The organism is Streptomyces sp. NPDC051567, from assembly GCF_044454165.1.
GTDB lineage: Bacteria > Actinomycetota > Actinomycetes > Streptomycetales > Streptomycetaceae > Streptomyces.
In genome coordinates, this window is sequence record NZ_JBITDK010000015.1 from 129650 (window position 1) to 154142 (window position 24493).

A 24493-nucleotide genomic window follows, 5' to 3' on the forward strand; every position below is an offset into this window, starting at 1 on the left:
GCAGGGGGCAGGGGAGCGGCGTGCCCCTCGGGCGGGGAGCCGGCATGGCGTGGCGCCGCGGCTTCGCCGGGATCACCGGCGGGCGGGGCGGTCCTCTGCCCTCGGCGGGCGGGTGGGTGTCTCGGCGCGGGCCGCGGGCCGCGGGCGGCGGTGACGGCGGCAGGGCGGGGCGGTGGCTGGTTCTGTCAGCGCGCCGGACAGATGGCGCTGGACATGCGGCCGAGGTCGACGTGGCGTCGACTCACCAAGGCAATTCCCGCTCCACTCATGGCGGAAGCGTGGCACGGGCCGATTGGAGGAGTCCACTACTGTCCGCGATTTGGACGGTGTGGTCCCGCATGATGAGATGGCGTGATCTGTATCACGCCCCGCGCCCCTTCCCGCCGGGCAGTGCCGGGGCGTGCGGGCGGGGCCCCGCCCGGCCGTGCCGGGGGCGGTGGGAGGGCCGGGGAAGGAGGGGCGGGAGGGCTGCGGCGCGGCCCCGCCGGGGCGGACCCCGGCACCCGGCCGGGGGCTTCACCGCCGCGCCCGCCGGGCCGGTCGGACCGGTCAGGCGCCCGCCGGGCCGGTCAGGCGCCGGGCCAGGGGCCGGGGGTGGGGGACTCCTCCTTGGGCTCCGTCTCCGTCCTGAACACCTTGAACCCGCGCCGGAGGTAGTTGTCCATCGCCGTGGGACCGTCCTGGCTGCAGGTGTGCAGCCAGACCCGGCGCGTCGGCTCGCGATCCGGCCAGCGGGACGCCAGGTCCCAGGCGCGGGCGATGCCCACCGACAGCAGGTGGCCGCCGATCCGCCGGCCGCGGAACTCCGGGAGGAGCCCGAAGTAGATGATCTCCACGGCGCCGTCCTCCTGGGCGTCGAACTCCACGTACCCCGCCGGGGTGCCGCGGTCGTACGCGACCCAGGTCTCCACGCCCGGCCGGGCCAACTGCTCGACCCACTGCGCGCGGGTCAGCGAGAGCCGGTCCGTCCAGTGGATGTCGCCGCCGACGGAGGCGTAGAGGAAACGGCTGAACTCGGGGGAGGGGACCTCGGACCGGACGATCCGGAGCTCCGGCCCCGGCCCGGCCGCCGGGACCAGATCCTGCGGCGAGGTCATTTCCAGGGACCAGGTGGTCAGTGTGAACGTGCTCATGCGAGCCAGGGAACCACACCCCCCGATCCCCGCCGGGGGGTGCCCCGGGCTCCGGCCCGGCACCCCCCGGCGGGGAGGGCGGGCCGGGGCGGCGGGCGGCGCCGGGCGCGGCCGGACCCGTCCGCCGCGGCACACCCCGACCGCCCTCACCGGCCCGCGATCCGCGCCCGGTCCACCACCGCCCCCAGGTCCAGGGTGTGCGGGAGCGTGCCGAAGGCCGCACCCCGGTCGCCGCCCAGCCGCGAGGCGCAGAACGCGTCCGCCACCTCCGGCGGGGCCCAGCGCACCAGCAGCGACCCCTGGAGCACCAGCGCCATCCGTTCCACCACCCGGCGGGCCCGCGCCTCGATCCCGTCCAGGTCGGCGAGTTCCGTCAGCAGGCCCCTGATCGCCGCGTCGAGCCGGTGGTCGGCGCCCCGGGCCCGCCCGACCTCCTGGAGGAAGGCGTTCAGCGACTCCGGTTCGCGCTGGAGCGCGCGGAGCGCGTCCAGGGCCTGGACATTGCCCGAGCCCTCCCAGATCGAGTTCAGCGGGGACTCGCGCAGCAGCCGCGGCAGCCCGGACTCCTCGACGTAGCCGTTGCCGCCCAGACACTCCAGCGCCTCCGCCACCATCGGCGTACAGCGCTTGGTCACCCAGTACTTCGCCACGGGCACCGCGAGCCGCAGGAAGGCCCGCTCCGGCCCGGTCCCCGCGTCGTACGCCGCCGCCAGGCGCAGGGTCAGCGTGGTGGCCGCCTCCGATTCCAGGGCCAGGTCGGCCAGGACGTTGCGCATCAGCGGCTGCCCGATGAGCGGTGCCCCGAAGACGGAGCGGTGCTCCGCGTGGTGCACCGCCTGCGTCAGGGCCTGCCGCATCAGGGAGGCCGAGCCGATGACACAGTCCAGCCGGGTCGCCGAGACCATCTCGATGATCGTCCGTACCCCCCGGCCCTCCTCGCCCACCCGCCGCGCCCAGGTCCCGTCGAACTCCACCTCGCCCGACGCGTTCGACCTGTTCCCCAGCTTGTCCTTCAGCCGCTGGATCGCGAACGCGTTGCGCGTCCCGTCCGGCAGCACCCGTTCCACCAGGAAACAGGTCAGACCGTCCGGAGCCTGCGCCAGCACCAGGAAGCCGTCACTCATCGGCGCCGAGCAGAACCACTTGTGTCCCGTCAGCAGGTACTCGCCCGACGCGTCCAGCGGCACGGCCGCCGTCGTGTTGGACCGGATGTCGCTGCCGCCCTGCTTCTCCGTCATGCCCATGCCGAAGAGGACGCCGGCCTTCTCCGCACCCGGCCGCAGCTCCCGCTCGTACACGTGCGAGGTCAGCCGGGGCTCCCACACGGCGGCCAGCTCCGGGTCGGTCCGCAGCGCCGGCACCGCCGCGTGCGTCATCGAGAGCGGGCAGCCGTGCCCCGCCTCGGCCTGCGACCACACGAAGAACCCGGCCGCGCGCCGCAGGTGCCCGGCCGGACGCCCCCAGGCGTCGGTGAGCCCGGCGGCCACCGCGTGACCCAGCAGCCGGTGCCAGTCCGGGTGGAACTCCACCTCGTCGATCCGGTTCCCGTACCGGTCGTGCGTACGGAGCTTCGGCGGGTTCTCGTTCGCCCGCACCCCCCACTCCTGGGCCTGCGCGGAGCCCGCGGCGCGCCCGAGGGCCGTGAGTTCCTCCCGCGCGGTGGAACGGAGCGCGGGTTCCGCGGAGGCGAGGTGGCGCTCCACGCCCTCGGTGAGGGCGCGGTCGCCGCCGTAGACGTCGTACCCCACCAGAGGCGGGGCCTGGTTGCTGACGGTGTGGGTCGTGGCTGCCATGCGGATACCGTAAGGACGTGCAGCCAGCAAAAGAAACACCTGAGCGGATTCCAGGTCGGCTCCATCGGGCCCGTGCTCTCTACCGCAACGTCTCCAAACGCAAGATGGCCTGGCTGCTGCTGAAGGACACCGTCAATTCGTGCATCGAGTACCGCATCCTCGGACTCGCCGCCGAAGCGGCCTTCTTCACCCTGCTCTCCCTGCCCCCGCTCTTCCTCGGCCTGCTGGGCCTGCTCGGCTACGTGGACGGCTGGACCGACACCCAGACCGTCCACAGCATCGAGGAGAACATCCTGCGGGCGGTGGGCACGGTCCTCTCCGACCGGGGCGTCAACGACATCGCCAGACCCCTGCTGGACGACGTCACCGGCCGCGGCCGTCCCGACCTGATCTCCCTCGGCTTCGCCTTCGCCCTGTGGTCGGGCTCGCGGGCCGTCAACGTCTTCATCGACACCATCACCGTCATGTACGGGCTCGACGGGCACCGGGGGATCGTCAAGACCCGGCTGCTGGCCTTCCTGCTGTACGTGATCGCGCTGCTGATCGGCGCGGTCGTCCTGCCGCTGATGGTGGTGGGACCCGACGCGGTGGTCCGGCTGGTGCCCTGGGGCACGGAACTGATCGCGGTCCTGTACTGGCCGACGGTCACGGTGCTCTCGATCGCCTTCCTGACGACCCTCTACCACGTCTCGGTACCGGTGCGCTCGCCCTGGGTCGAGGACGTGCCGGGCGCGCTGGTGGCCCTGGCCATGTGGGTGTTCGGCTCGTTCCTGCTGCGGATCTACCTCACCAACACCGTGGAGGGGCCGACGATCTACGGGTCGCTCGCCGCCCCGGTGGCGGTCCTGCTGTGGATCGGCATCTCGGCCTTCGCGGTCCTCGTCGGCGCGGCCGTGAACGCCGCCGTCGACCGGGTCTGGCCCTCCGTGGCCACGGCCGCGGCGCGCGAGGCGAACGAACGCGTCCGCGAGGCGGAGGCCGCCCAGCTGGTCGCCCGCGCCGCCGCCTGGCGGGCCGTGGCCGAGGGCGAGTCGGAGGACGACGAGGACGAGGGCATGCCGTCCGAGTTCCCCGAACGCTGGTCCAACTTCCTCCCGCCGGAGGACTACACCTCCCGCCTGCGCAAACACTGACGCCGACGGGCCAGCCGGTGGGCGGGTCACCCCGGTCAGCCGGTGGGCGGGTCCGGCCGGGCGTCACCGTCCGGTGGACCTTTCCGGTGGACCTTTCCGGTCACGGCACCAGTGCCGCGTCAGACAGCGTTCGCCTGTCGAGGAGCGGCGTCCGGTGCGTGGTCCGGGTGTGTCGGCCGGACGTCCTCGTACGGGACGTACCCGGGCTTTCGGCCGGTGCGGCGAGGTGCGGTGCCGGGCGTCGCGGGCCGGTGAACCTTTCCGGTCACAGCACTAGCCTGGAGCTGTGTACGAGGAGACGCGGGCGGTGGCCGTGCCCGGGGCCGTGCTGTGGCGGGCCGAGGGTGGTGGCGGGGTCGTCCTGCCCGACGGGTGCATGGACCTGCTGTGGGCCGACGGGCGGCTGCTGGTGGCCGGGCCCGACACCCGGCCGCATCCCGCCGGGGAGGTCCCGGGCGGGCTGGTCGCCGGTATCCGCCTCGCGCCCGGCACCGCGCCCGCGCTGCTCGGCGTACCGGCGCACGTCCTGCGGGACCGGCGCGCCCCGCTGGCCGACCTGTGGTCCCCCCGGCAGGCGCGCCTCCTCGCCGGACGGGTGGCCCGCCACGGGGACCCGCGCGCTGGGCTGGAGGAGCTGGCCGCCCGCCTCGCCGCCGAGGCCGGGCCGCCGGACCCGCTGGCCGCCGAGGTCACGGCCCGGCTGCGCGCCGGGGCCACCGTCGCCGACCTCGCCCGTGCGACCGGCCTGGGCCCGCGCCGGCTGCACCGCCGCTCGCTGGACGCCTTCGGGTACGGCCCCCGGACGCTCGGCCGGGTGCTCCGGCTGCGCCGCGCCCTGGCCCTGGCCCGGTCCGGCACGCCGTACGCCGAGGTCGCCTGGGCGGCCGGGTACGCCGACCAGTCGCATCTCGCCCGCGAGGTGCGCGCCCTGGCCGGGACGACGCTGAGCGCCTACACGGCGGGCCCGGCCCCGGCCGGGGACTCCGCCCCGGCCGGGGCGAAGAGGGAGACCCCGCAGCCGTCCGGGTCGAGCACGACGGCGTAGCGCTGCCCCCAGAAGGCGTCCCAGGGCTTCAGGTGGCCCGGGTGCCCGGCGCCGGTGAGCTCCGCGTACACCGCGTCGACCCCGGCCGGGGAGCCGCAGTGGAAGGCCAGCTCCCGGCGGCTCTCGCCGGTCGGCGGGGACCAGGACGGGTCGATGGAGCGGATGGTCTCCTCCGTGTCCCAGGCGATCCGCAGCCCGCCGGGCAGCGCGGCCTCCACATGGGGCAGGCCGTCGCTCCCGGCCGGTACGTCCAGCCCGAGGCGGCGGTAGAACGCGAGCGAGGCGGCCATGTCGGAGACGACCAGGCCGATCATGTCGAGTCGTGGTGTCGGTGTCATGCCAGCAGGCTAGCCACGACCCCGGACCCGGGTCTTGAACGTTTCGGACACCACACCGGGGCCGGGCGGTGCTTTCCCATCGTGGTGCTGCCCCCAGGTCAGCCGGTAGATGCCCGGGGGCGGGAAGAGTCCGGCCCGGACCGGGGCGTTCTGCTCGGCGCACGAGCCGCACAGCAGGTCCCGGTGCGGGGAGTCCGGAGTTGTGCGGACCGGTTGGACGGGTTCCCGCCCGCACGCCTCGCAGGTGACGACGTCCGTCGCGGCGGTCTCGAACACCCGGCTGATCACGCGCCGCACCTCGGGGTCATCGGGCGGGTTCGATGTTGTCGAGGGCGGTGGACCATTCGAGCCCGGAGGGGGCGCGGATGCAGGCGAGTTCGGCCCAGTGCGGTCGGGCGGGCGCGTCGGAGAGGTTCTGGTGGACGACGGCCGTCAGGGTGCCCTCGGCTCCGGAGGTGAGGTCGCGGACGCGGGTGCGCGGGAGGGGGTGGGGCAGGTGCCCGAACGGCTCAGGCACCGGCCCGCCCCTGGCTTCCGTGCCCCTTGGCGGTGGCGCCGGTGGTGACAGAGGTCCCGGTTCCGGTGGTGGTGGTGGTGGGGTTCCGGGGTGGTTCGGGGTGGTGGTCGGTGGGTGCGGGGATGCCGAGGACGCGGTGGAGGGTCCGCAGGGCGCGGGCGCCCGGGGAGAAGCGGCCGTATCCATGGAGCCTGGCGCTGGACGCGGTCGGCAGGATCGGCGGCCAGTAGGCGGTCAGGGCCCGGACACCACCGCGCTAAGTGCCACATGGGCAGCCTGAAGGGTGTCCCGTAACGGTGGGGCGCAAGTGAGATGGTTCTCAGCCGTCAGTGTGCTCGCGACCGCTGACAACGTCCCCGGCAGCCCGGCAACGCCCATCTGGACCTGCCCCGGGCGGCGAGGCGACCACCGACGGGGGCTGGCGGTGCTGGGATTCCCGGAAGGAAACGGCTGATACCGGGCGCTCGCCGAAGGCCCGGCCGACGCCGGGGCGGCGGAAGGGGTGGTGTGCGGGGCCGACGGAAGCGGGTAACGTCTTTGTCATGTTCTTCCAGAGGCCGATTTACGAGTGAGGGCGTGATGGGCTCCTGCTGACGTCCTTCGACGTCGACGCCCGTCCCCCACCGATGAATCCGTAGATCACTTCACATCATTACCGGGAGAACCCGTGACCGTGAGCAAGAACATCAACAACCCCGTGGGCATGGGCGGCGGCCAGCGCAAGAGGCTGTCCCGCGCCGAGCGGCAGAACAACGGTCCGCACCGCAACCTCGACCGCCAGGGTGCGGCCGACCAGAAGGCGGAGCTGGTGCACAAGATGCGCGCGAAGGCGGGCGGAGCCGAGGGCGCCGGGCAGCGGGACGACGCTACCGCGCAGAGCTGACGCGCCGCCGCCGCAGGGCGGCACCGCACGGGGCAGGGCCCGGACCGCGACGCGCGGTCCGGGCCCTGCTGTCGTACCGGGGCCCTGCTGCCCTACCGGGCGATGCCGGTCCCGCTCAGCTCTCGGCCGGCCGGACCGAGCCGGTCGAGCAGCGGTCGGCAGCGGAATGCGAGACACCGGGGCGGGGTGCCGGCGGGCGCATCGGCACGTTGGTGCGCCCGTACGGGACGACCGGCGTGATCCGGTCCTGGAGCGGCAGGCCCCAGGGCCGTCCGCGGGGCCGGCAACGGGCCACTCGGGCAGCGCCCCCCGGCGGCTCCGTCGCCCCCGTCGGCCCCGTTCCTCAGGCGTTCTCCCCGGGCGGGTGGTGGAGCGCGGTGGTGAGGGTGGGGTGGGGCGGGGCGGGTGGGGGCTGGGGGGATCGGAGGGGGGAGAGGGGGACCCGGGACCAGTCGATGTCCGACAGGTGGCGGGACAGGATCTCGGCGCGTTCGCGGTAGAGGGCGGCCCGGTCGAGGTCGGAGAAGGCCGGGGGCAGTACTTCGCGGAGTTCCTCGAACTGCTCGGTGGCGCCCGACAGCAGGCTGTGCAGGACGCTCTCCCAGGTGATGCCGCGCAGGCCGACCGACAGGTGCAGCGAGGGCTCGTCGGTGGTGTCACCGACGTGCACGAAACCGCGCGGGAGGTAGAGGCACTCGCCCTCCTTGAGCACCACGTCGAGCACCGGCGCACCGACCGCGGACGGGTCCACCGCCAGCGCGCGGCTCGGCAGCCGCCGGACGGGGGCGCTCACCCGCCAGCGCTTCGAGCCGTACACCTGCCGCAGGAAGATCCCCACCAGGTCGAAGTGGGGCGCGGCGCCACGGGCCCGGGGAGGGGTCAGGAAGGCCGTGCAGTCGGCCTCGTAGCCGGACTCGCGGGCGACCTCGGCGGCGAAGCGGGACACCTCCGGGCAGTGGTTCTGGAGCTCCTCCAGGGTCAGGGTCGCGCCACCGGCCACCTGCTCGGCGATCTTGGTGCCGTCGGCCAGTTTCTCCCGGTTCCTGGGGTTGCTCCCCCGGTTGCGCAGGACACGTTCCGGTGGCAGCTTCTCGCCGTTCCGGAAGAGCCGTACGGCGGTCATCGGCAGGCTGCTGTGGATCAGGCGTTCGGCGATCTCCAGGGAGAAGACGTCGCCGAAGTCACCCAGACCGGTACTGACGAAGGGCTCGGACTCCCAGGACGTTTCGAGCACCTGGAGGTCGTCGACGAGCCGGAGCAGACTTTCCACGAGGCCTCTCACAAAGGGGCGGGAGGGACTGAGGAGGACTGAGAGGGGAGGGAAGGGAGGGAAGGGAGGGGAGGGGAGGGGAGGGGAGGGAACGGCAGGGGAGGGCGCGGGCGGAGCGGGCGGAACCCGGTCGGCCGGTGCGGCGCGGTCCTGCCCCGCACCCGCCGACCGGGCCCTTCCCCGCCGGCTACGCTCCGCCGGCCGTGCCCTCGTCGACGGAGGTGTTGAACTGGACGACACAGCCCGCCGTCTCCTCGTCGTCGTCGCCCACGCTGTGCGCCTGGACCTCGGCGGCCGTGCTGTCGTCGAAGCTGGGGTTGAACTGGATCACACAGCCGGCGGTCTCCTCGTCGTCGTCGCCCACGCTGTGCGCCTGTACCTCAGGGTCGCTCATGCGGATCTCCTCTCACTCGGCTCTCAAGCGGCGCCCGGACATCGTCCGACGGCATACCGCGACGCTAGGAGGGAGTGGTTGAAATCCGGTATGCGCGCGGCTTCCTGGCAGCTTGTCGGCCCACCGCGGGCGCCGTCACCGGGCCCCGCGGGGCCCCGTTCGCCGGACGCCCTCCGCATCCTTGCCAGGCACCACCCTGTCGGCGAAGCTTCTTGACGGAGGGCGACAGAGCTATCGGCCCCGAACCGGGCCGTACTCTGCCGTGCCGTCGGCGCGCCCTGGGGGAGGGACCACCATGACTGGTGAGAACGGTGCGACAGAAGTTCAGAGAGACACCCCGACAGATACTCCGGCAGACACCCCGACAGACACTCCAGCAGGTATTCCGGCAGGCACCCCGGGAGAGATCCTGAGGGACGACCCGGGAAACCACCCCCGGGCGAACGCGCGGGTGAACGCGAGGGCGAACCCGGGGGGGAACGCGGGGGAGGACCTGTGGTTCACGGTGCTCGGGCCGCTCCAGGTGCGGTCCGGGGACGGGACCCCGGTCGGACTCGGCCCGTACAAGCAGCGGTTACTGCTGGCCGCGCTGGTCTGCCGGGCGAACACCGTGCTCTCCGTCGACCAGCTCATCGACGCGCTCTGGGGCGGCGACCAGCCCCGTACCGCGCGCAAGAACCTCCAGGTGTACGTCTCCGCGCTCCGCAAGATCGTGGGCAACCGCATCCGGCACGTGCCGTACGGCTACACGCTGACCGTGACGGCGGAGGAGTCGGACCTGCTGCGCTTCGACCGGCTCGCGACGGCGGGGCGCCAGGCGCAGCGCGAGGGCAACACCGCCGGTGCCTCGGCGCTGCTCGGGGAGGCGGTCCGGCTGTGGCGGGACCAGCCGCTGGTGGACCTGATGGGAAGCCCCTTCGTCGTCCGCGAGTCCCAGCGGCTCGCCGACCGGTTCCTCGCGGTGTACGAGGACTGGGCCGAGCTGGAGGTCGAGTCCGGGCGGACGCCCGGACTGCTGGACCGGCTGGGGGAGCTGGCCGCCCGGCACCCGTTCCGGGAACGGCTCGTCGCCCTGCACATGACCGCGTTCGACCAGGTGGGCGGCAGACGGCAGGCCCTCGCCTGCTTCGAGGCCCACCGGCAGTTCATCGCCCGGGAGCTCGGCCTCGACCCCAGCCCGGTCCTGCGGCGGCTCTACCGCGCGATCCTGGCCGGCGAGGGCCCGGCCGGACCGCACCCGGGCCGGCGCGGCGGACGCTCGAAGCCCTCCCAGCTCCCGCGCGACCTGCGGGACTTCATCGGGCGCGCCCAGCAGGCCGAGGCGGCGGCGGCGCTCCTCACCGGCGGCGACCGATGTCCGGACCTCATGACGGTCTCGGGGCCGCCGGGCATCGGCACGACGGCCTTCGCCGTCCACGTCGGCCACCGGGTCGCCGACCACTTCGCGGACGGGCAGGTCTTCGTCCCCCTGGGGCACGCCGACGGGACACCGCGCGACTGGCACGAGGTGCTGACCGAACTGCTGCGCAGCACCGGCCTCGACGTCACACCACCGCGCGAGGAGACCACGGCCCTGGCGCTGTGGCGGTCCTGGATCGCCGAGCGGCAGTTCCTCTTCGTCCTCGACGGGGCCACCAGCGAGTCGCAGGTCCGCCGGCTGCTCCCGGGCCGCGGACCGAGCCGCACCCTGGTCACCACCGCCCGAAGACTCAGCGGCCTGGAGTGCGCCCAGCGCCTCGAACTCGACGAGTTCACCCCGGACGAGGCCCTGCAACTGCTGGTCCGGGTCCTCGGCGAGCAGCGGTTCGCGCAGCAGGCGCTCGGGGACGACGGCCGGACGCTGCACCGGCTCCGGGAGCTGTACGGGCTGTCCCCGCTGGTCGTCCGCACGCTGGCGGCGAAGCTCACGGTGCTGCGCCACCTGTCGCTGCGCGAGTACGCGGAGCAGCTCGGCCGGCTGCCGGCCCGCCTGGACGAGCTCGCGGTGGGGGACGCGTCGGTCCACGACGGCTACCGCAGGTTCCACCAGGGGCTCGCCCCTCGGCAGCAGGCGGCGCTGGGGGCGCTCGGCGCGCTGCCGACACCGGCGTTCGACCAGAAGGTGCTGCTGGCGGCCCTGGACGGGTTGCAGGACCCCGCCGAGCGGATCGTGGAGGAACTCATCGAGGCGCACGTGGTCGCCGTGGCCGGGAACGGGAACGGCACCGAGGACGGGGCCGAGAACGGGGCCGACGAGATCCTGGCGCACTCCGTCAGCTACCGCATGCCGAGGCTGGGACACCGGTACGCCGCCGCCCTGCACCGCAGCCGGGCCCCGGACGGCGACTGACTCCGGCCGGCCTCCGACGGCCTCCGACTGGCCTGCGACGGACCTGCGCCGACCCGTGACGGACCTGCGGCCGGTACGACGGACGGCCCGGCGCGGCCCGTCTCCCCCCTCGCGGCATCCCCGCCGCGTCCCCCGCCGCGTCCCGCCCTCAGTGGGCCATCGCCGCGAGCACCTCGTGCAGCGAGTCGACCAGCCGGAGCCCGGCGGCCCGCCGCTCCGGTTCCAGAGCGGCGAGGAGCCGTACGAGGGAGGCCAGCCGTTCGAACTCCGCACCGCCGAGGGCCGGCGCGCGCCGGGCCTCCCGGCTGCGGACCAGGCCGTGCAGGGCGAACCCGGCCTGCACGGCGAAGGACGCCAGCAGGTCCAGGTCGGCGAGGCTGGAGCGCGACTGCGGGTGGGGGTCGAGCACCTGGATGACGCCGAGGATCTCGTCCCGGTGGACGACCGGGGCCGCCATGACCGCGTCCGGCACGTAACGGGTGCGCTCCGCCAGGTCGTGCGCGAAGAGCGAGCTGCCCGCGACGTCGTCCACCGTCAGCGGTTCACCGGTGTCCACGACCCAGCCGGCGATGCCCCGGTGCGCCGGGAACCGGGTGCCGACCAGGAACTCCTCGCCCTCCCCGGACACCGCTTCGAAGACGAGCTGGTCGTGCTCCCGGTCGAAGAGGAAGATCGAACTCGCCGCCGCGCCGAAGATCGAGCGCGCCACCCGCACGATGGAGGCCAGCAGCTCGTGGTCGTCCGGTCCGGGATCGGCCGGGGCACCGGAGATCGCCGCGATCATCGCCGTGGAGTCCGCCGCGTGGTCCATGGGTGTCAGGCTCCTCGTACGTTGGCTGCCGTCAGGTAGAGGATCGTCTTCAGCTCGAAGGTCGTCAGGCGGGGGTGCTTGCCGAGGACGAGCGCGCTCAGCCCGGCGACGTGCGGCGCCGCGAAGCTGTTGCCGGTGTTGCGCGTCGTGCTGCCGTTCGGCCCGGCCACCCGCACGGCCTGTCCCCGGGCGAAGAACTCCACCGGCGGGGACGGGTTGTAGAGCACGAGGTCCGAGTCGTCCTCGGCGTGGCTGCCGATCGAGATGACCGAGGAGAACCGCCAGGGGAAGCTTTCGATCCGGGAGTTGTGCGCCGAGGCGACGATCACCGAGCGGCTGAAGTAGGCGTCGTCGGCCAGTTCGCGCAACACCTGGTTGAACTGCGGGCGCGCGGTCGACAGGCTCAGGTTGATCACGTCGTACCGCTGCTCGATCGCCCAGCTCAACCCGGTGAGCAGGGCGTCGCCCGTGCCGCCGCCGCTGTCGCCGAGGATGCGGACGCTGTGCAGCTCGCAGCCGGGGGCGATGCGGCGGACGATGCTGGCGCAGGCCGTGCCGTGGCCGCAGGTGTCCCCCGGCTCCACCGGCCGTACCGTCAGGCCGCCGTCGCTCCCGACGACGGCGTACGAGCCGGCCACCTCCCCGACCAGCGGATGCCCGGCCTCCACACCGCTGTCGACGACGCAGACCCGTACACCGGTGCCGTCGGCCCCGCCGTACGCCCACTCGGGGGTGACGGGCCCCGGTCCGGAGCCGGTGACGGGGATGTCGGCGGGGCGGCGGTCGAGCAGGTTCCAGGTCAGGGCGGCGGCCCGGGGCGCGGCCCTCACGCGCCCCGCCGCCCGGCCGGGCGGCCCCCGCCGGGGGCCGGACCGTCCGGCAGCCCCGGCCCGGGTACTGGCCCCGGACCGGGCGCCGGTCCTGGCCCCGGCGGCCCCGGTTCGGGTTCCTCCCGCAGGCCCAGTTCCGCCATCAGCCGCCGGGTGCGCGCGACCCCGACGAGGTGTTCCTTGGCGGTGAAGCGCCGCCGCGCGGCCAGGATCGCCGACCTCGCCTGGCGCGGCCGTCCCAGGGCGGCCCTGGTGTACGCCAGGTCGAGACAGGCCGTGGCCTGGTCGGCGGGGGAGTCGGTGCGGTGGGCCAGCAGGACCGCCTCGCGGGCCAGCAGGAGGGCCTCGGCGTGGCTCCCGCCGAGCGCGCGGATCCTGGCCTGCACCCCGTAACGGTTGGCCCGCACCACCGGCTGCCCGTCGGGGACCACGAGCTCCTCGACCAGCTCGGCGGCCCGGCGCCACTGCCCGGCCGCCAGATGGGCCCGCGCCAGCTCCAGCGCGGTGGTGCGGACCAGCCCGCCCGCCCGCAGCGCGCGGGCGGACGCCAGCGCCTCGCGCAGGGCCGGCCGGGCCTGTTCGGGCCGGTCGGCCAGGGCGGTGAGCGTCCCGTGGAGCAGCGGCCCGAAGACCGCGCCCTCGCCGTAGGCGAGCGCCGCCATCGCGCGCTGCCCGGCGGCCAGGCACGCGGCGGCCCGGTCGGAGCGGCCCTGGACGGCGTACAGCACGGTGAGCGGGAAACCGAGCGTGACCTGGACGGGCAGCCGGTCGGTGCCGTGCGCCGTCAGCAGCGCCTCGCAGCGGGCGGCGGCGGACGGGGCCGGCTCCGGGCCGTGCCAGAGGGAGAGGCCGATCGCCCCGAGGGTGTTGGCGAGTTCGCGGTCGGCCGCCGAGGCCAGCGAGTGCGTCAGCGCGTGGCCCAGCGCCTCCAGGGCGCGGCCGTGCTGCCCCCGGCGCTGGCAGGAGCCCGCGAGCAGCAGCCGGCTCCGGGCCAGCCCCAGTTCGTCGCCGCAGGCCCGGAAGGTCTCCAGGCCGTCGAGGGCCGCCCGCTCCAGCGCCGCCTCGTCGTGCGCGTACGCCGCCAGGTGCAGCCGGGCGTGCGCGGCCGTCCCCGCCGCCGCGCACGCCTCGGCCCCTCCGGCGCTCTCCCCCACCGCGTCGGCCTCGGCCACGGCGCGCAGCAGCGTCTCGCGCGCCTCCGTGGAGCGGCCGAGCGCCAGCAGGACCTCGCCCAGCCCCTGCAACACCTCGGGCCGGCCCGGATCGCCCGGCTCCGCGAGCCCGTCGGCGCGCTGGAAGAGGGTCAGCGCCCAGGGCAGGTCCACCCGGCCGAGGGCGCCCGCGCCCGCGCGGGCCAGGAGCCGCAGCGCGCGGTGGCGCAGGACGAGGTTCAGCTCGGTGCGGCGGCCGACCGCGCTGCGGTACCGGTACGCCTGCTCCAGGTGCGTCCCGGCCACCGCGTCGGAGCATCCGGACCGCAGCAGGTACTCGGCGTACTGCTCGTGGAGTTCGCCGCGCCGGGACTTGGTCAGCCCCTCGTAGGCGACCCGCTGGGTCACGCCGTTGACGAAGCAGTAGGCGGCGCTCGCGCCGAACGGCCTGCGCATCGGCTCGACCAGTCCGCGCCGCGTCAGGGTGCGGAGCACCGCCGCGCCGACCCCCACGGCCGCGCCGGTCCCGCCGCGTCCGGTCCCGGTCCCGGCCGTGACCGGGGCCGTACCGCCGGCCGGTACGTACGCGCCCGGGAGCCCGTACGGGCCCGCGAGCGCGTCCAGGTCCTCGACGTCGAACTCGCGCCCCACCACCGCCGCGTGGCGCAGCGCCGTCCGGGCCGTCTCGTCCAGCCGGTCGATGCGGGCGGCGAGCAGCGCGTGCAGCGTGGGGGGCAGCCCCTCCGCCCCGCCCGCCTCCTCGACCATGGCGGCGAGCTGTTCGAGGTAGAGCGGGTTGCCGTCGGCCTGGGCCACGATCCGCCCGGTGGCCGCCGGGTCGTGCAGGGCGAGGTCGACGAGATGGGCCGCGAGGACGGCGGAGTCCTCCGGGGCGAGCCCGGTGAGGGTCACCGTGGTCGAGTTCGCCCGGCCCGACCCCCAGGCCGGGTCCGCGTCCATCAGCTCGGGGCGGGCCAGGCAGAGCACCAGGACGGGCAGCCGGCGCAGGTCCTCCACCAGCCGGTCGAGCAGCTCCAGGAAGGGCCGGTCCGCCCAGTGGAGGTCGTCCAGGACGAGCAGCACGGGCTGCTCCCCGGTCCGCGCGGTCAGCACGTGGGCGACCGCCGCGCAGGTGGCGTCCTCGGAAGGGGCCGGTGTGCCGTCGAACAGCAGCCCCGTGCGGAGCAGGGCCAGCGCCGCCGCCGTGGCCGGCCCGTCCGCGGCCACGGCGTGCCGCTCGGTCTCCTCCGCCAGCGGCGCCACGCACTCGGCCAGCGCGTGCAGCGAACCCCCGGTGCCGGCCGCCCGGCAGCGTCCCGCGCCGACCCGGCCCGGGTCCGGGGCCGACCTGCGCAGCCATTGGTCCACCAGGCGCGTCTTGCCGATGCCCGCCTCCCCGAGCAGGGTCAGGACGTGGACGTCACGCTCCTCGGCCACGCGCCGCCAGGCCAGGTCGAGTTCGCTCAGGTACCGCTCCCGGCCGACGAAGGGCACGTCGGAGCGGGGGGCGCGCTCCGCCTCCGAGAGGCCCAGCAGCCGGGCCGCCTCGATCGGCCCGGCCACCCCCTTCAGCGGGAGCGGACCGGCCCCGGCGACCGTCAGGCCGGGCCCGCAGGCCCGCCAGGTCTGCGCGCTGAGCAGGACCTCCCCGGGACCGGCCGCCTGTTCCAGACGGGCGGCGATGTTCACCACCTCGCCGGAGACCAGTGCCTGCCGCCTGGCCGGGTCGGCCGTCGTGACCACCTCACCGGTGTGCACCCCGATCCGCGCGCCGAGCCGCACCCGGTGGTCCTGCTCCAGCTGGACGTTGAGCCCGCCGAGCGCGTCCAGCAGGTCAAGGGCCGTCTCCAGCGCCCGGCGCGCGTCGTCCTCCCGCGTCACGGTCAGGCCGAACACCGCCATCACGGCGTCGCCGATGAACTTCTCCACCACCCCGCCGTGCGCCTCGATCCGGCTCTCCATCAGCGCGTAGTAGCGCAGCAGCACCGAGCGGAGCACCTCGACGTCGAGGGTGCCGGACAGCTCCGTCGACCCGACCAGGTCGCAGAAGAGGACGGTGACGACCCTGCGCTCCTCGGCCACCGGCGCCCGGTCCGCGACCGGGGTGCCGCACCGGGCGCAGAACCGTGCTCCCCCGGGCAGTGGTGCCGCGCAGGACTGGCAGGTCATCGGTCGGGCCCTCCGGTCAGTACGCCGTCATGTCGCCGATGCACCACGGGGTCTCGCCGTCGTCCCCGTCCGCGGAGTGCAGGACGACGTCCGGGCCGTCGTCGGCCGGGTCCGGCTGCTCGTCCCAGGGTCCGGCGGGCAGCTCGGAGGGGGTCGGCCCGTCCATGTCGACCAGCCTCCTTCCATGGCGTCGGCCCGGCGTTCGGACCGTCACCGTGAGGGTAGGAGCCGCGAGTTGGGGTTCGGTTTGCGTCCGGTATGCCCCGGACCCGGCCCCGGGCGGAAGCTGCCCGCCAACCTGTCGCATACCGACGGCAAACCACCGCTGCCTAGCCTCGCGCTGTGCACCGCCAGGGCCCGCCGACGGCGGCCGCGCCCGTCGACCGAGGGAGAGGCAATGATCGGCACCCGGCTGGACGAGGTGGACGCCCCGCGCCTGATCAGGAGCGACCGGGGCTGGTGGTTCATCGGCAACCGGACCTGGACCCTGCTCAAACCGGAACACGTCGCCCCCGACGGGACGGTGCGCCCGGACATCGAGGTGTTCCTGCGCGACGCGGGCGCCTACCGCGAACGCACCACGACGTCCTTCGCGCTGACCGTGCTGACCAGCACCGCCTGCAACCTCGGCTGCGGCTACTGCTTCCAGAACACCGGCCAGGACCCGACGGGCGGCCACCGCCCGCCCCGCATCGACCTGCTGCGCCTCAACACCCGGACCATCGACCGGATCGTCGGCTTCACCACCGGGCGGATGGAACGGGCCGGTCTCACCCGGCTCTCCCTGCTGCTCTTCGGCGGCGAGCCGCTGCTCAACCCCCGCGGCTGCCTGGAACTGCTGGAACGCTTCACCCCCCTGGGACTCCGCTCCGCGGCGATGACCACCAACGGGGTCCTGCTGACCCGCGCGCGGGCCGTCCAGCTCAGCGAGGCCGGGCTGCGCTCCGTACAGATCACCTTCGACGGGAGCCGGGAGGACCACGACGCGACCCGGGTCACCCACTCCGGCGGCGACACCTTCGACACCATCGTCACCAACGTGGCGGCGGCGCACGAGGCGACCCCGCTGGTGTGGAACTTCCGGGTCAACGTCTCCCACCACAACGTCGACCGGATCGGCGAGCTCTTCGGCGAGCTGGACGGCCGGGTGGACCCGCGCCGCTGCATGGTCACCTTCGCCTGGGTCGGGGACTCCGGGATCGGGTACCGCAACGACCTCGAACAGGTCCGGCGGGTCGAGGACCGCTTCGTCGGGTGGGCCGTCGAGGCGCTGGAGCGCGGCTACCGGTTCGCCCGACCGAGCATGCGGACGACCTGCCAGATCTGCTCGGTGCCCGGAGGCCGCCACGGGGCCGTGGTCAACGCCGACGGCACGCTGTTCAGCAGCTGGCAGTCGGCCGGGAAACCGGGCATGGAGGTCGGGCACGTCGACCACGGCTACCTGGACACCGACGGGGTACCGGACCGCTGGGTGACCTGCGGCTACGAGTACGAGCAGGCCGAGGGCGAGGCCATGACCCACTTCCAGGACAACATCGACGGGCGGATACTCGACCGCCTGCACGCCACCGGCCGGCTGTGAACGGGAGGTCGGCATGGCTCTGCTGGCAGAGGTCCTGCGCACCAACCGCGACTTCCGGCGGTTCCTCCTCGCCGACCTCTCCTCGAACATCGGCTCGGCGACCTCGACGATCGCCTACCCGCTGCTGGTCCTGAGCCTCGGCGGCAACGCGGCGCAGGCCGGTGCGGTCGCCACCGTCGCCCTGGTGGCCCGGCTCGGCTTCCGCCTCCCCGCGGGCAGCCTGGTCGACCGGTGGAACCGGCGCCGGGTCATGCTGGTCACCGACCTGGTGCGGATGCTGGCCGTGGCCAGCATCCCGCTGGCCGCGCTCGGGGGCACGCCGTCCTACGCCCAACTGCTGCTGGTGGCCGCGGTGGAGGGCCTGGCCACCGCGCTCTTCGGGCCCGCCTCCACCGTCCTCACCCGCGACGTCGTCGCCAAGGACGACCTCGCCGACGCGCTGGGCATCGGCCAGGCCGTCCAGGCCGCGGTGAGCCTGGTGGGCCCGGCCCTCGGCGGCGCCCTCTACGCGGTCGACCGGATGCTGCCGTTCGCCGTCGACGCGCTGTCCTACGGGGTCTCGGCGGTGCTGCTCCTACGGATCACCGTGCGGCCCGCGGCCCCGGAGGAGCGGAGCGAGGACCGGGGGCTGACAGCGGGCATCCGCTGGCTGCTGAAACGGCGGGAGCTGTTCGTCATCCTCGTGTACGCCGCCGTCGTCAACCTGGTCGCCGCCGCCATCGACGTGGTCGTCATCCTGGAACTGCGCGCCGACGGGGCCTCCGGCTGGGTGATCGGGCCCGTCCTGTCCTGCGCGGGGCTCGGCGGGGTCGTCGGCTCCCTGCTGGCCCCGTGGTTCGTCAGACGCCTGAGCGTGCCGGCCATCCTGCTCGGCATCGGCACGGGCTGGACGGCGGCGCTGGTGGTGTTCACGCTGACCTTCCACCCCGGGGTGGTCGCCGTGCTGCTGACGCTGCTGATGCTGCTCTCCCCGGCGGCCGGAGTGGTGGTCGGGCAGGCCCTGTTCGGGCAGGCGCCCCGGCACCTGATCGGCCGGGTCAGCGCCGCCACCGGCCTGCTCCTCAGCGGCCTGGCCGCGCTGGGCCCGGTCCTGGCCGGTTCGCTGTTGCAGGGGCTCGGCGGTGCGCACACCTGGGCGGTGCTCGCGCTGCTGACGGGCGCGGTCACCGTGGGCGGCTGGCTCCCGCTCCAGGCCACCCGCCGTTTGGGCGCCGGGCCCGCCGGGCCCGCCGGGGCGGCCGCTACGGGGGCGGAACCCGCCGTCGTCGCGCACTCCGGCCCGAACCCGCCCCCGGCTCCGGCCGCGGCTCCGGGGCCGGAGCCGGGGCCGGCCGCAGGTCCAGCGCCGGCCGGGTCCCCTCCCGCCCCTCCCGCCCCCACCGCCCCGCCCGCCCCCTCCGCCACCGAGCCCCGTACCCCCCGGGAGGACCCCGCATGACCGACGCCGTCCTGCCGCCCGACCCGTACCGCTGGCTGGAGGACGCCGACGCCCCCGCCGTCCGGGCCTGGACCGACCGGCAGGACGCGCTCTACCGCGAGGCCGCCGACGGCTGGCGGGCCCGGCCGGACGCCGAGGCCCGGCTCGCCGAGCTGTCCGGGCGGCCCGGCGCCCGCTCCGCCCCGCGCCCGGCGGGCGGGCGGCTGTTCCTGACCCGCTCGCGCCCCGGGGCCGAACACCCCGAACTCGTCGTCGTCGAACCGTCCGGCGCCGTACGGGTCCTGGTCGACCCCGTACGGGCCGACCCGAGCGGCAGCACCACCCTGGAGCGGTGGGAGCCGTCCTGGGACGGCCGCCGGCTCGCCTACCAGCTGGCGTCCGGCGGCACCGAGGACGCCGTCCTCCTCGTCCTGGACGTCGACTCCGGCCGGCTCCTCGACGGCCCGGTCGACCGGATTCGCCGCAGCACCGTCGCCTGGCTGCCCGACGGCAGCGGCTTCTACTACGTCCGCCGCCCGCACCCCTCGCTCCACCCCGGCGAGGGCCGCTACCACCGCCGGGTCCGGCTGCACCTGGTCGGTACCGACCCCGAGCGGGACCCGGTGGTCTTCGGCGACGGCCGGGAGAAGACCCAGCACTACACCGTGCGCATCTCCCCCGAGGGGCGCTGGCTGGTCATCAGCGCCGCCGCCGGCACGGCGCCCCGCAAGGACCTCTGGATCGCCGACCTCACCGAAGGGCCGCCGGACAAGCCCCGGCTGCGGACCGTCCAGGAGGGCGTCGACGCGCGCTCGGCCCTGCACGTCCGCCCCGGCACGCCCGCGGACGGCCGCTGCTACCTGACCACCGACCTGCACGCGCCCCGGGGACGTGTGGTCGTCACCACCCCGGGCGACCCCGGGCCCGGCACCTGGACCGAGCTGATCCCGCAGGACCCGCAGGCCGTCCTGGAGGACTTCGTCATCCTCGACGGCGCCCCGCCGCACCCCGGTCCGCCGCACCCCGTCCCGGCCCGGCCGGTCGCCCTCGTCGTCCGCACCCGCCACGCGGTCAGCGAGATCACCCTCCACGACCTGGCCGACGGCCGCCCGCTCGGCTCCGTACCGCTCCCCTCGTGCGGCACGGTCGGCCCGGTCCGGGTCGACGCCGCCCACGCGCACCAGGCCTGGTTCGTCCACACCGACTTCACCACGCCCCCGGCCGTCCTGCGTTTCGACGTACGGACCGGCGCGCTCGACACCTGGCCCGTCCCCGGCACCGGCGTGCCGCAACAGCAACAGCAACAGCAACAGCAACAGCAACCGGAACCGGAACCGGCGCTGGAGACCAGGCAGGTCACCTTCACCTCGCGCGACGGCACGGCCGTCCGGATGTTCGTCATCGCCGACCCCACCACCCTCACCGCGGACGGCACCCCGGACCACCCCCGCCCCACGCTCCTCACCGGTTACGGCGGCTTCGGCCAGTCACTGACCCCCGCCTACTCGCCGGAGGCCGTCACCTGGGTCCGGGCCGGCGGGGTCTTCGCGGTCGCGGGACTGCGCGGCGGCGGCGAGGAGGGCGAGGAGTGGCACCGCGCCGGAACGCTCGACCGGAAACAGAACACCTTCGACGACTTCCACGCCGCCGCCGACCACCTCGTCACGGCCGGCTGGACCACCCCCCGCCAACTCGGCGTCTGGGGCGCCTCCAACGGCGGCCTGCTGGTGGGCGCCGCCCTGACCCAGCGCCCCGGGAGCTTCGCCGCCGCGGCCTGTCTGGCCCCCCTGCTCGACATGGCGCGCTACGAACTCGCGGGCATGGGCCCGAGCTGGGTCGGCGAGTACGGCACCGCCGCCGATCCGCGGCAACTCGCCGGCCTGCTCTCCTACTCGCCCTACCACCACGTCCGTCCGGGCACCCCCTACCCGGCCGTTCTCCTCGCCGCCTTCGACGGGGACACCCGGGTGGACCCCCTGCACGCCCGCAAGATGACCGCCGCCCTCCAGTCCGCCACCACCAGCGGCCTACCGGTCCTCTTCCGCCTGGAACGCGGCACCGGTCACGGCGCCCGCACCGCCTCCCGCCGCACCGCCCTCTTCGCCGACCTCCTGGCCTTCTTCACCCACCACCTGACCTGACGGGGGCGGGGCCCGCCGGGCAACCCGAAGATCGGACTATTTGACCCGATCGGCGTGAAAACCCCGTTCTGCGGCACGGTGCACCGGATCGTCGGGAACGATCTTGGATGAGCCTTCTCCCGCCCGGAGCCACGCTCCGTGGCCCCTCGGCGTCATCCGCACCTCCCGGAGGAACCATGCGCCACCCTGTGTCCCGCCTGCGCGCGCGAGCGCTGGCAGTCGGAGTGTCCGCGCTGGCAGCGGCCACGCTCCTGCCCTCGACCGCCGTCGGCGCGGCCGACCCGTACGAATGGGCCGCGCTGGGCGACTCCTACACCGCCGGCCTCTTCGTCGGGACCCCGCGTCCCGCACTCGGCGACGCGTCGCGGGACGGCTGCGACCGCACCGCCGGCTCCTACCCCGACCTCGTCGGCAAGGCACTCGCCGCGCGCCCGCTGGACCGGTCCGTCCGGCTGACCGACGTCAGCTGCGGCAACGCCGCCATCAGCCATGTCGCGCTGGACCAGCAGCAGCCGATCAGCCCGGTGCAGCCCCCCGAGGGGGACCCCTACAGCTGGCCCATGGTCGAGCCGCAGACCCGGCGGGCCGGGCTCGGCCAGCGGACCGACGTCGTCACCGTCGGTATCGGGGGCAACAGCCTGCCGTTCGGCGGCATGCTCTTCAAATGCCTGGAACTGGGCTTCTCCGGCACGTCCTGCAAGGACTACTACACGAATCCGCCCGAGGGCGAGGAGGGCATCGACGAGAAGCTCGCCAGGGTCCGGGACGAGTACAACCGGATGCTCGGCGACGTGCACAGTGCCGCGCCGTACGCCAAGGTGGTCACCGTCGGCTATCCGGCCGTCCTCCCGGAACAGGGCGGCGCCTGCAACGGCTCCGACCTGACGCAGATCGGCCCGATCAGCTCCGCCGACATCGACTGGCTCCGCGTCCACGTCCTGAAGGCCCTGAACGGGATCATCGAACAGAGCGCCGCGAGCTACGGCGACAGCTACGTCGACATCTACACCTCCAGCGTGGGTCACGACGTCTGCAAGCCCGAAGGCGTCAAGTGGATCGAAGGGATCTGCGGCGACGCCGAGAACTTCTGGCCCACCGTGCTGCCCGGCGCGCTGCCGCTCGACTGCGCCGCCCTCGGCAAGCGGGCCACCCTGGTGCACCCCAACGCCAAGGAGCACGCCAACGCCGCTCCCCACGTCGAACGCGCCGTCCGCGAGGCCCTCCAAGGCTGACGGCAGCGCCCGGCGACTCCCCCTGGAAACCGCCAGGGGGCGGGGACCGATGAGTTTCTCCGTGATCGGCGGTCAGAGATCAGGGTCGGCGCGCCGCAGCCGCGAGTGCGGTCCCGTCGCGCCGCGCGCCGACCGGACACCGAGAACCGGAGCAGGACACGAGACACCGAGGAAGCTCAGATGCGTACCCTGATCAGCTCCGCCTTCATCTCCCTCGACGGCGTCGTGGAGGCGCCGGGCGGCGAGCCCGGCTACCGGAACGCCGGGTGGACCTTCAAGGACATGGAGTTCCTCCCCGAGGCGTTCGAGATCAAGGGCCGGGAGCAGGAGGAAGCCGCCGCGATCCTGATGGGCCGGGTCAGCTACGAGGCGTTCAGCCCGGTGTGGCCGCTCATGGAGGACTTCGCCGACTACAAGGAGATGCCGAAGTACGTCGTCTCCACCACCCTCACCGACGCCGACCTGGTGTCGAACTGGGGCGGGACGACGATCCTGCGCTCGCTCGACGAGGTCGCCGCGCTGAAGGAGACCGAGGGCGGCCCGATCATCGTCCACGGCAGCACCACCCTGAACCGGAACCTTTCGGACGCCGGCCTGATCGACCGCTACCACCTGCTCGTCTTCCCGCTCCTGCTCGGCGCGGGCAAGCGGCTCTTCAGCACCACGGACAAGGACACCCAGAAGCTGAAGCTCGTCGAGCACGAGGCGTACGCCAACGGCATCCAGAAGAACGTCTTCGACGTCGTCCGCTGACAAGGGTCCCGCGGCAGCCCGGACGCCGCGGCGGTAAATGACTGGCACGCGGCCTCGGGGCGGGCCTACTGTTCGTTTCGCCAGTTCGATCGTTCGATCGTTCGGCCGGTCCCCTCGGTTCGTCGAGAAGAAGCAGGAGGTGAGGACATTGATGACTGTCACGGTGACGGGCGCTGCCCGCATTCAGGAGTTCATCGTTCCCACCCCTGTGGTCTCCGGCTGACAACCACGCACGGACCGCGCGCCGAGCGCGCCGCCGGGGCCACCCTCCGAAGGGTCCCCCCTTGTTCCACGATCCGCTCCACGATCCGCTCCACGATCCGCTCCGCTCCGCCCTCCCGCAGGACCGGCTCCCGCACGCCCTCGCTCCCCTCGGCTGGGACGAGGCGTGGGAGGCCGAGTTCGCCCCGTACGCCGCGCAGGGCCTGCTGCCCGGCCGCGTCGTACGGGTCGACCGCGGCCAGTGCGACGTCATGACCGCGGACGGCCCCGTCCGCGCCGACACCGCGTTCGTCACCCCGCACGACCCGCTGCGGGTCATCTGCACCGGTGACTGGGCCGCCGTCGAGGCGGCCGGGAACCCCCGCTACGTCAAGGCGTACCTGCCGCGCCGGACCTCCTTCGTACGGTCCACCTCCTCACAGCGGTCCGAGGGGCAGATCCTCGCCGCCAACGTCGACCACGCGGTCATCGCGGTCTCCCTCGCCGTCGAACTCGACCTGGGGCGCATCGAGCGCTTCCTCGCACTGGCCTGGGAGTCGGGGGCACGGCCGCTGGTCGCCTTGACCAAGGCGGACCTGGTCGCGGACCCGGCCACGCTCTCCCACCTGGTGGCGGACGTGGAGGCCACGGCGCCCGGGGTCCCGGTCCTCACCGTCTCCTCCCGCACCGGGGAGGGGCTGGACGCCATGGCCGCCGTCGTCGCGGGCGGCACCAGCGTGCTGCTCGGCATCTCGGGCGCCGGGAAGTCCACCCTGGCCAACACGCTCCTCGGGGCCGACGCCATGGTGGTCCAGGAGGCCCGTGAGGTCGACGGCAAGGGCCGCCACACCACGACGACACGGAACCTGCTGGTCCTGCCGGGCGGGGGCGTCCTGATCGACACGCCCGGACTGCGGGGCGTGGGCCTGTGGGACGCCGAGGCGGGTGTCGGACAGGTCTTCTCGGAGATCGAGGAGTACGCCGCCCGGTGCCGTTTCCACGACTGCGCGCACGAGGCGGAGCCGGGGTGCGCGGTGCTGGCCGCCGTGGACGCGGGGGACCTCGCCGAACGCCGCCTGGAGAGCTACCGCAAGCTGCTGCGGGAGAACCGGCGCCTCCTCGCCAAGACGGACGCCCGGCTCCGCTCCGAGATGCGCCGGGACTGGCGCGTGAAGTCGGCGCAGGGCCGCGCGAACCACGAGGCGAAGCGGACCGGCAGCCCCCGACCCCGCCTCTGAGCCCGGCGGGCCGGGGCCGGGGGGCGCCCCCCCGCGCCCCCCCCCCCCCCCCCCCCCCCTGATCGGGTCCCAAACCCCCCACAACCTCCCACCAAATAACCAACCTCACCCACCCCCCACCCACCCCACCCCC

General features: G+C 74.4%; 22 protein-coding genes and 1 pseudogene. 10 read left to right on the forward strand and 13 right to left on the reverse strand.

Annotated features, from left to right (window positions below):
• Positions 1-185: 185 nt before the first annotated feature.
• From ACIA5F_RS18575 to ACIA5F_RS18585, 3 genes are all read right to left on the reverse strand, one after another.
• The gene (locus tag ACIA5F_RS18575) at positions 186-269 is read right to left on the reverse strand and encodes a putative leader peptide (RefSeq protein ID WP_399354233.1); all 84 of its coding nucleotides are present in this window, start codon (positions 267-269) and stop codon (positions 186-188) included.
• Between the two features lie 300 nt (positions 270-569).
• On the reverse strand, positions 570-1133 hold the full coding sequence (locus ACIA5F_RS18580) for a GNAT family N-acetyltransferase (RefSeq protein WP_399354178.1): 564 nt from the start codon (positions 1131-1133) through the stop codon (positions 570-572).
• A gap of 146 nt (positions 1134-1279) precedes the next feature.
• The gene (locus ACIA5F_RS18585; RefSeq protein ID WP_399354180.1) at positions 1280-2926 is read right to left on the reverse strand and encodes an acyl-CoA dehydrogenase family protein; all 1647 of its coding nucleotides are present in this window, start codon (positions 2924-2926) and stop codon (positions 1280-1282) included.
• A gap of 17 nt (positions 2927-2943) precedes the next feature.
• Here ACIA5F_RS18585 and ACIA5F_RS18590 point away from each other — a divergent pair, with 17 nt between their 5' ends.
• Entirely contained in the window at positions 2944-4059 is a 1116-nt protein-coding gene (locus ACIA5F_RS18590) for a YihY/virulence factor BrkB family protein (RefSeq protein WP_399354182.1), read from the forward strand.
• A 286-nt stretch (positions 4060-4345) separates the two neighbouring features.
• A complete protein-coding gene (locus tag ACIA5F_RS18595) occupies positions 4346-5104 on the forward strand; it encodes a helix-turn-helix domain-containing protein (protein WP_399354184.1) in 759 nt (252 codons plus the stop codon).
• On the opposite strand, the gene ACIA5F_RS18600 is transcribed toward ACIA5F_RS18595, so the two are convergent.
• Genes ACIA5F_RS18600 through ACIA5F_RS18610 form a run of 3 tightly spaced genes read right to left on the reverse strand, consistent with a single transcriptional unit; the run spans position 5011 to position 5959 of the window.
• A complete protein-coding gene (locus ACIA5F_RS18600; RefSeq protein ID WP_399354186.1) occupies positions 5011-5442 on the reverse strand; it encodes a VOC family protein in 432 nt (143 codons plus the stop codon). The two genes, ACIA5F_RS18595 and ACIA5F_RS18600, sit on opposite strands and share 94 nt — an antisense overlap.
• A 9-nt stretch (positions 5443-5451) precedes the next feature.
• The gene (locus ACIA5F_RS18605) at positions 5452-5730 is read right to left on the reverse strand and encodes a hypothetical protein (protein ID WP_399354188.1); all 279 of its coding nucleotides are present in this window, start codon (positions 5728-5730) and stop codon (positions 5452-5454) included.
• 16 nt (positions 5731-5746) lie between these two features.
• On the reverse strand, positions 5747-5959 hold the full coding sequence (locus tag ACIA5F_RS18610) for a hypothetical protein (protein ID WP_399354191.1): 213 nt from the start codon (positions 5957-5959) through the stop codon (positions 5747-5749).
• A 667-nt stretch (positions 5960-6626) separates the two neighbouring features.
• On the opposite strand from ACIA5F_RS18610, the gene ACIA5F_RS18615 reads away from it, so the two are divergent.
• On the forward strand, positions 6627-6842 hold the full coding sequence (locus ACIA5F_RS18615) for a DUF6243 family protein (protein ID WP_399354193.1): 216 nt from the start codon (positions 6627-6629) through the stop codon (positions 6840-6842).
• 131 nt (positions 6843-6973) lie between these two features.
• On the opposite strand, the pseudogene ACIA5F_RS18620 reads toward ACIA5F_RS18615, so the two are convergent.
• The 3 genes and pseudogenes from ACIA5F_RS18620 to ACIA5F_RS18630 form a co-directional block, all read right to left on the reverse strand.
• A pseudogene (locus tag ACIA5F_RS18620) lies at positions 6974-7119 on the reverse strand (IS5/IS1182 family transposase); the annotation flags it as partial.
• Positions 7120-7185: 66 nt separating this feature from the next.
• Positions 7186-8112, reverse strand: a complete 927-nt coding sequence (locus ACIA5F_RS18625; RefSeq protein WP_399354195.1) for a JmjC domain-containing protein — start codon at positions 8110-8112, stop codon at positions 7186-7188.
• Between the two features lie 187 nt (positions 8113-8299).
• On the reverse strand, positions 8300-8506 hold the full coding sequence (locus ACIA5F_RS18630; RefSeq protein WP_399354198.1) for a hypothetical protein: 207 nt from the start codon (positions 8504-8506) through the stop codon (positions 8300-8302).
• Between the two features lie 451 nt (positions 8507-8957).
• Between ACIA5F_RS18630 and ACIA5F_RS18635 the strand changes: the two genes are divergently transcribed.
• Positions 8958-10835, forward strand: coding sequence for a BTAD domain-containing putative transcriptional regulator (locus ACIA5F_RS18635; RefSeq protein WP_399354200.1), 1878 nt, complete (start codon positions 8958-8960; stop codon positions 10833-10835).
• 148 nt (positions 10836-10983) lie between these two features.
• Here the strand turns inward: ACIA5F_RS18635 and ACIA5F_RS18640 are convergent, their stop codons facing one another.
• Genes ACIA5F_RS18640 through ACIA5F_RS18655 form a run of 4 tightly spaced genes read right to left on the reverse strand, consistent with a single transcriptional unit; the run spans position 10984 to position 15962 of the window.
• Positions 10984-11646 (reverse strand): GAF domain-containing protein, encoded by a 663-nt coding sequence (locus ACIA5F_RS18640; protein ID WP_399354202.1) that lies wholly within the window; start codon positions 11644-11646, stop codon positions 10984-10986.
• A 5-nt stretch (positions 11647-11651) separates the two neighbouring features.
• Entirely contained in the window at positions 11652-12476 is an 825-nt protein-coding gene (locus ACIA5F_RS18645; protein ID WP_399354204.1) for a S8 family peptidase, read from the reverse strand.
• The gene (locus ACIA5F_RS18650; RefSeq protein ID WP_399354206.1) at positions 12473-15796 is read right to left on the reverse strand and encodes an adenylate/guanylate cyclase domain-containing protein; all 3324 of its coding nucleotides are present in this window, start codon (positions 15794-15796) and stop codon (positions 12473-12475) included. The genes ACIA5F_RS18645 and ACIA5F_RS18650 overlap by 4 nt, the downstream gene beginning before the upstream one ends.
• A 16-nt stretch (positions 15797-15812) precedes the next feature.
• Positions 15813-15962, reverse strand: coding sequence for a hypothetical protein (locus ACIA5F_RS18655; RefSeq protein WP_399354208.1), 150 nt, complete (start codon positions 15960-15962; stop codon positions 15813-15815).
• Positions 15963-16193: 231 nt separating this feature from the next.
• Here ACIA5F_RS18655 and ACIA5F_RS18660 point away from each other — a divergent pair, with 231 nt between their 5' ends.
• The 6 genes from ACIA5F_RS18660 to rsgA all read left to right on the forward strand — a co-directional run bounded on the left by ACIA5F_RS18660 (position 16194) and on the right by rsgA (position 24360).
• The gene (locus tag ACIA5F_RS18660; RefSeq protein WP_399354210.1) at positions 16194-17378 is read left to right on the forward strand and encodes a radical SAM protein; all 1185 of its coding nucleotides are present in this window, start codon (positions 16194-16196) and stop codon (positions 17376-17378) included.
• Positions 17379-17391: 13 nt separating this feature from the next.
• Entirely contained in the window at positions 17392-18816 is a 1425-nt protein-coding gene (locus tag ACIA5F_RS18665) for an MFS transporter (RefSeq protein WP_399354211.1), read from the forward strand.
• Positions 18813-20936: a prolyl oligopeptidase family protein gene (locus ACIA5F_RS18670; protein ID WP_399354213.1), complete on the forward strand. Its 2124-nt coding sequence runs from the start codon at positions 18813-18815 to the stop codon at positions 20934-20936. The genes ACIA5F_RS18665 and ACIA5F_RS18670 overlap by 4 nt, the downstream gene beginning before the upstream one ends.
• A gap of 176 nt (positions 20937-21112) precedes the next feature.
• Complete coding sequence (locus ACIA5F_RS18675; protein WP_399354215.1) at positions 21113-22168, forward strand: SGNH/GDSL hydrolase family protein; 1056 nt, start codon at positions 21113-21115, stop codon at positions 22166-22168.
• A 180-nt stretch (positions 22169-22348) separates the two neighbouring features.
• A complete protein-coding gene (locus ACIA5F_RS18680) occupies positions 22349-22921 on the forward strand; it encodes a dihydrofolate reductase family protein (protein WP_399354217.1) in 573 nt (190 codons plus the stop codon).
• A gap of 284 nt (positions 22922-23205) precedes the next feature.
• Complete coding sequence (gene rsgA, locus ACIA5F_RS18685) at positions 23206-24360, forward strand: ribosome small subunit-dependent GTPase A (protein ID WP_399354219.1); 1155 nt, start codon at positions 23206-23208, stop codon at positions 24358-24360.
• The last annotated feature ends 133 nt before the right edge of the window (positions 24361-24493 follow it).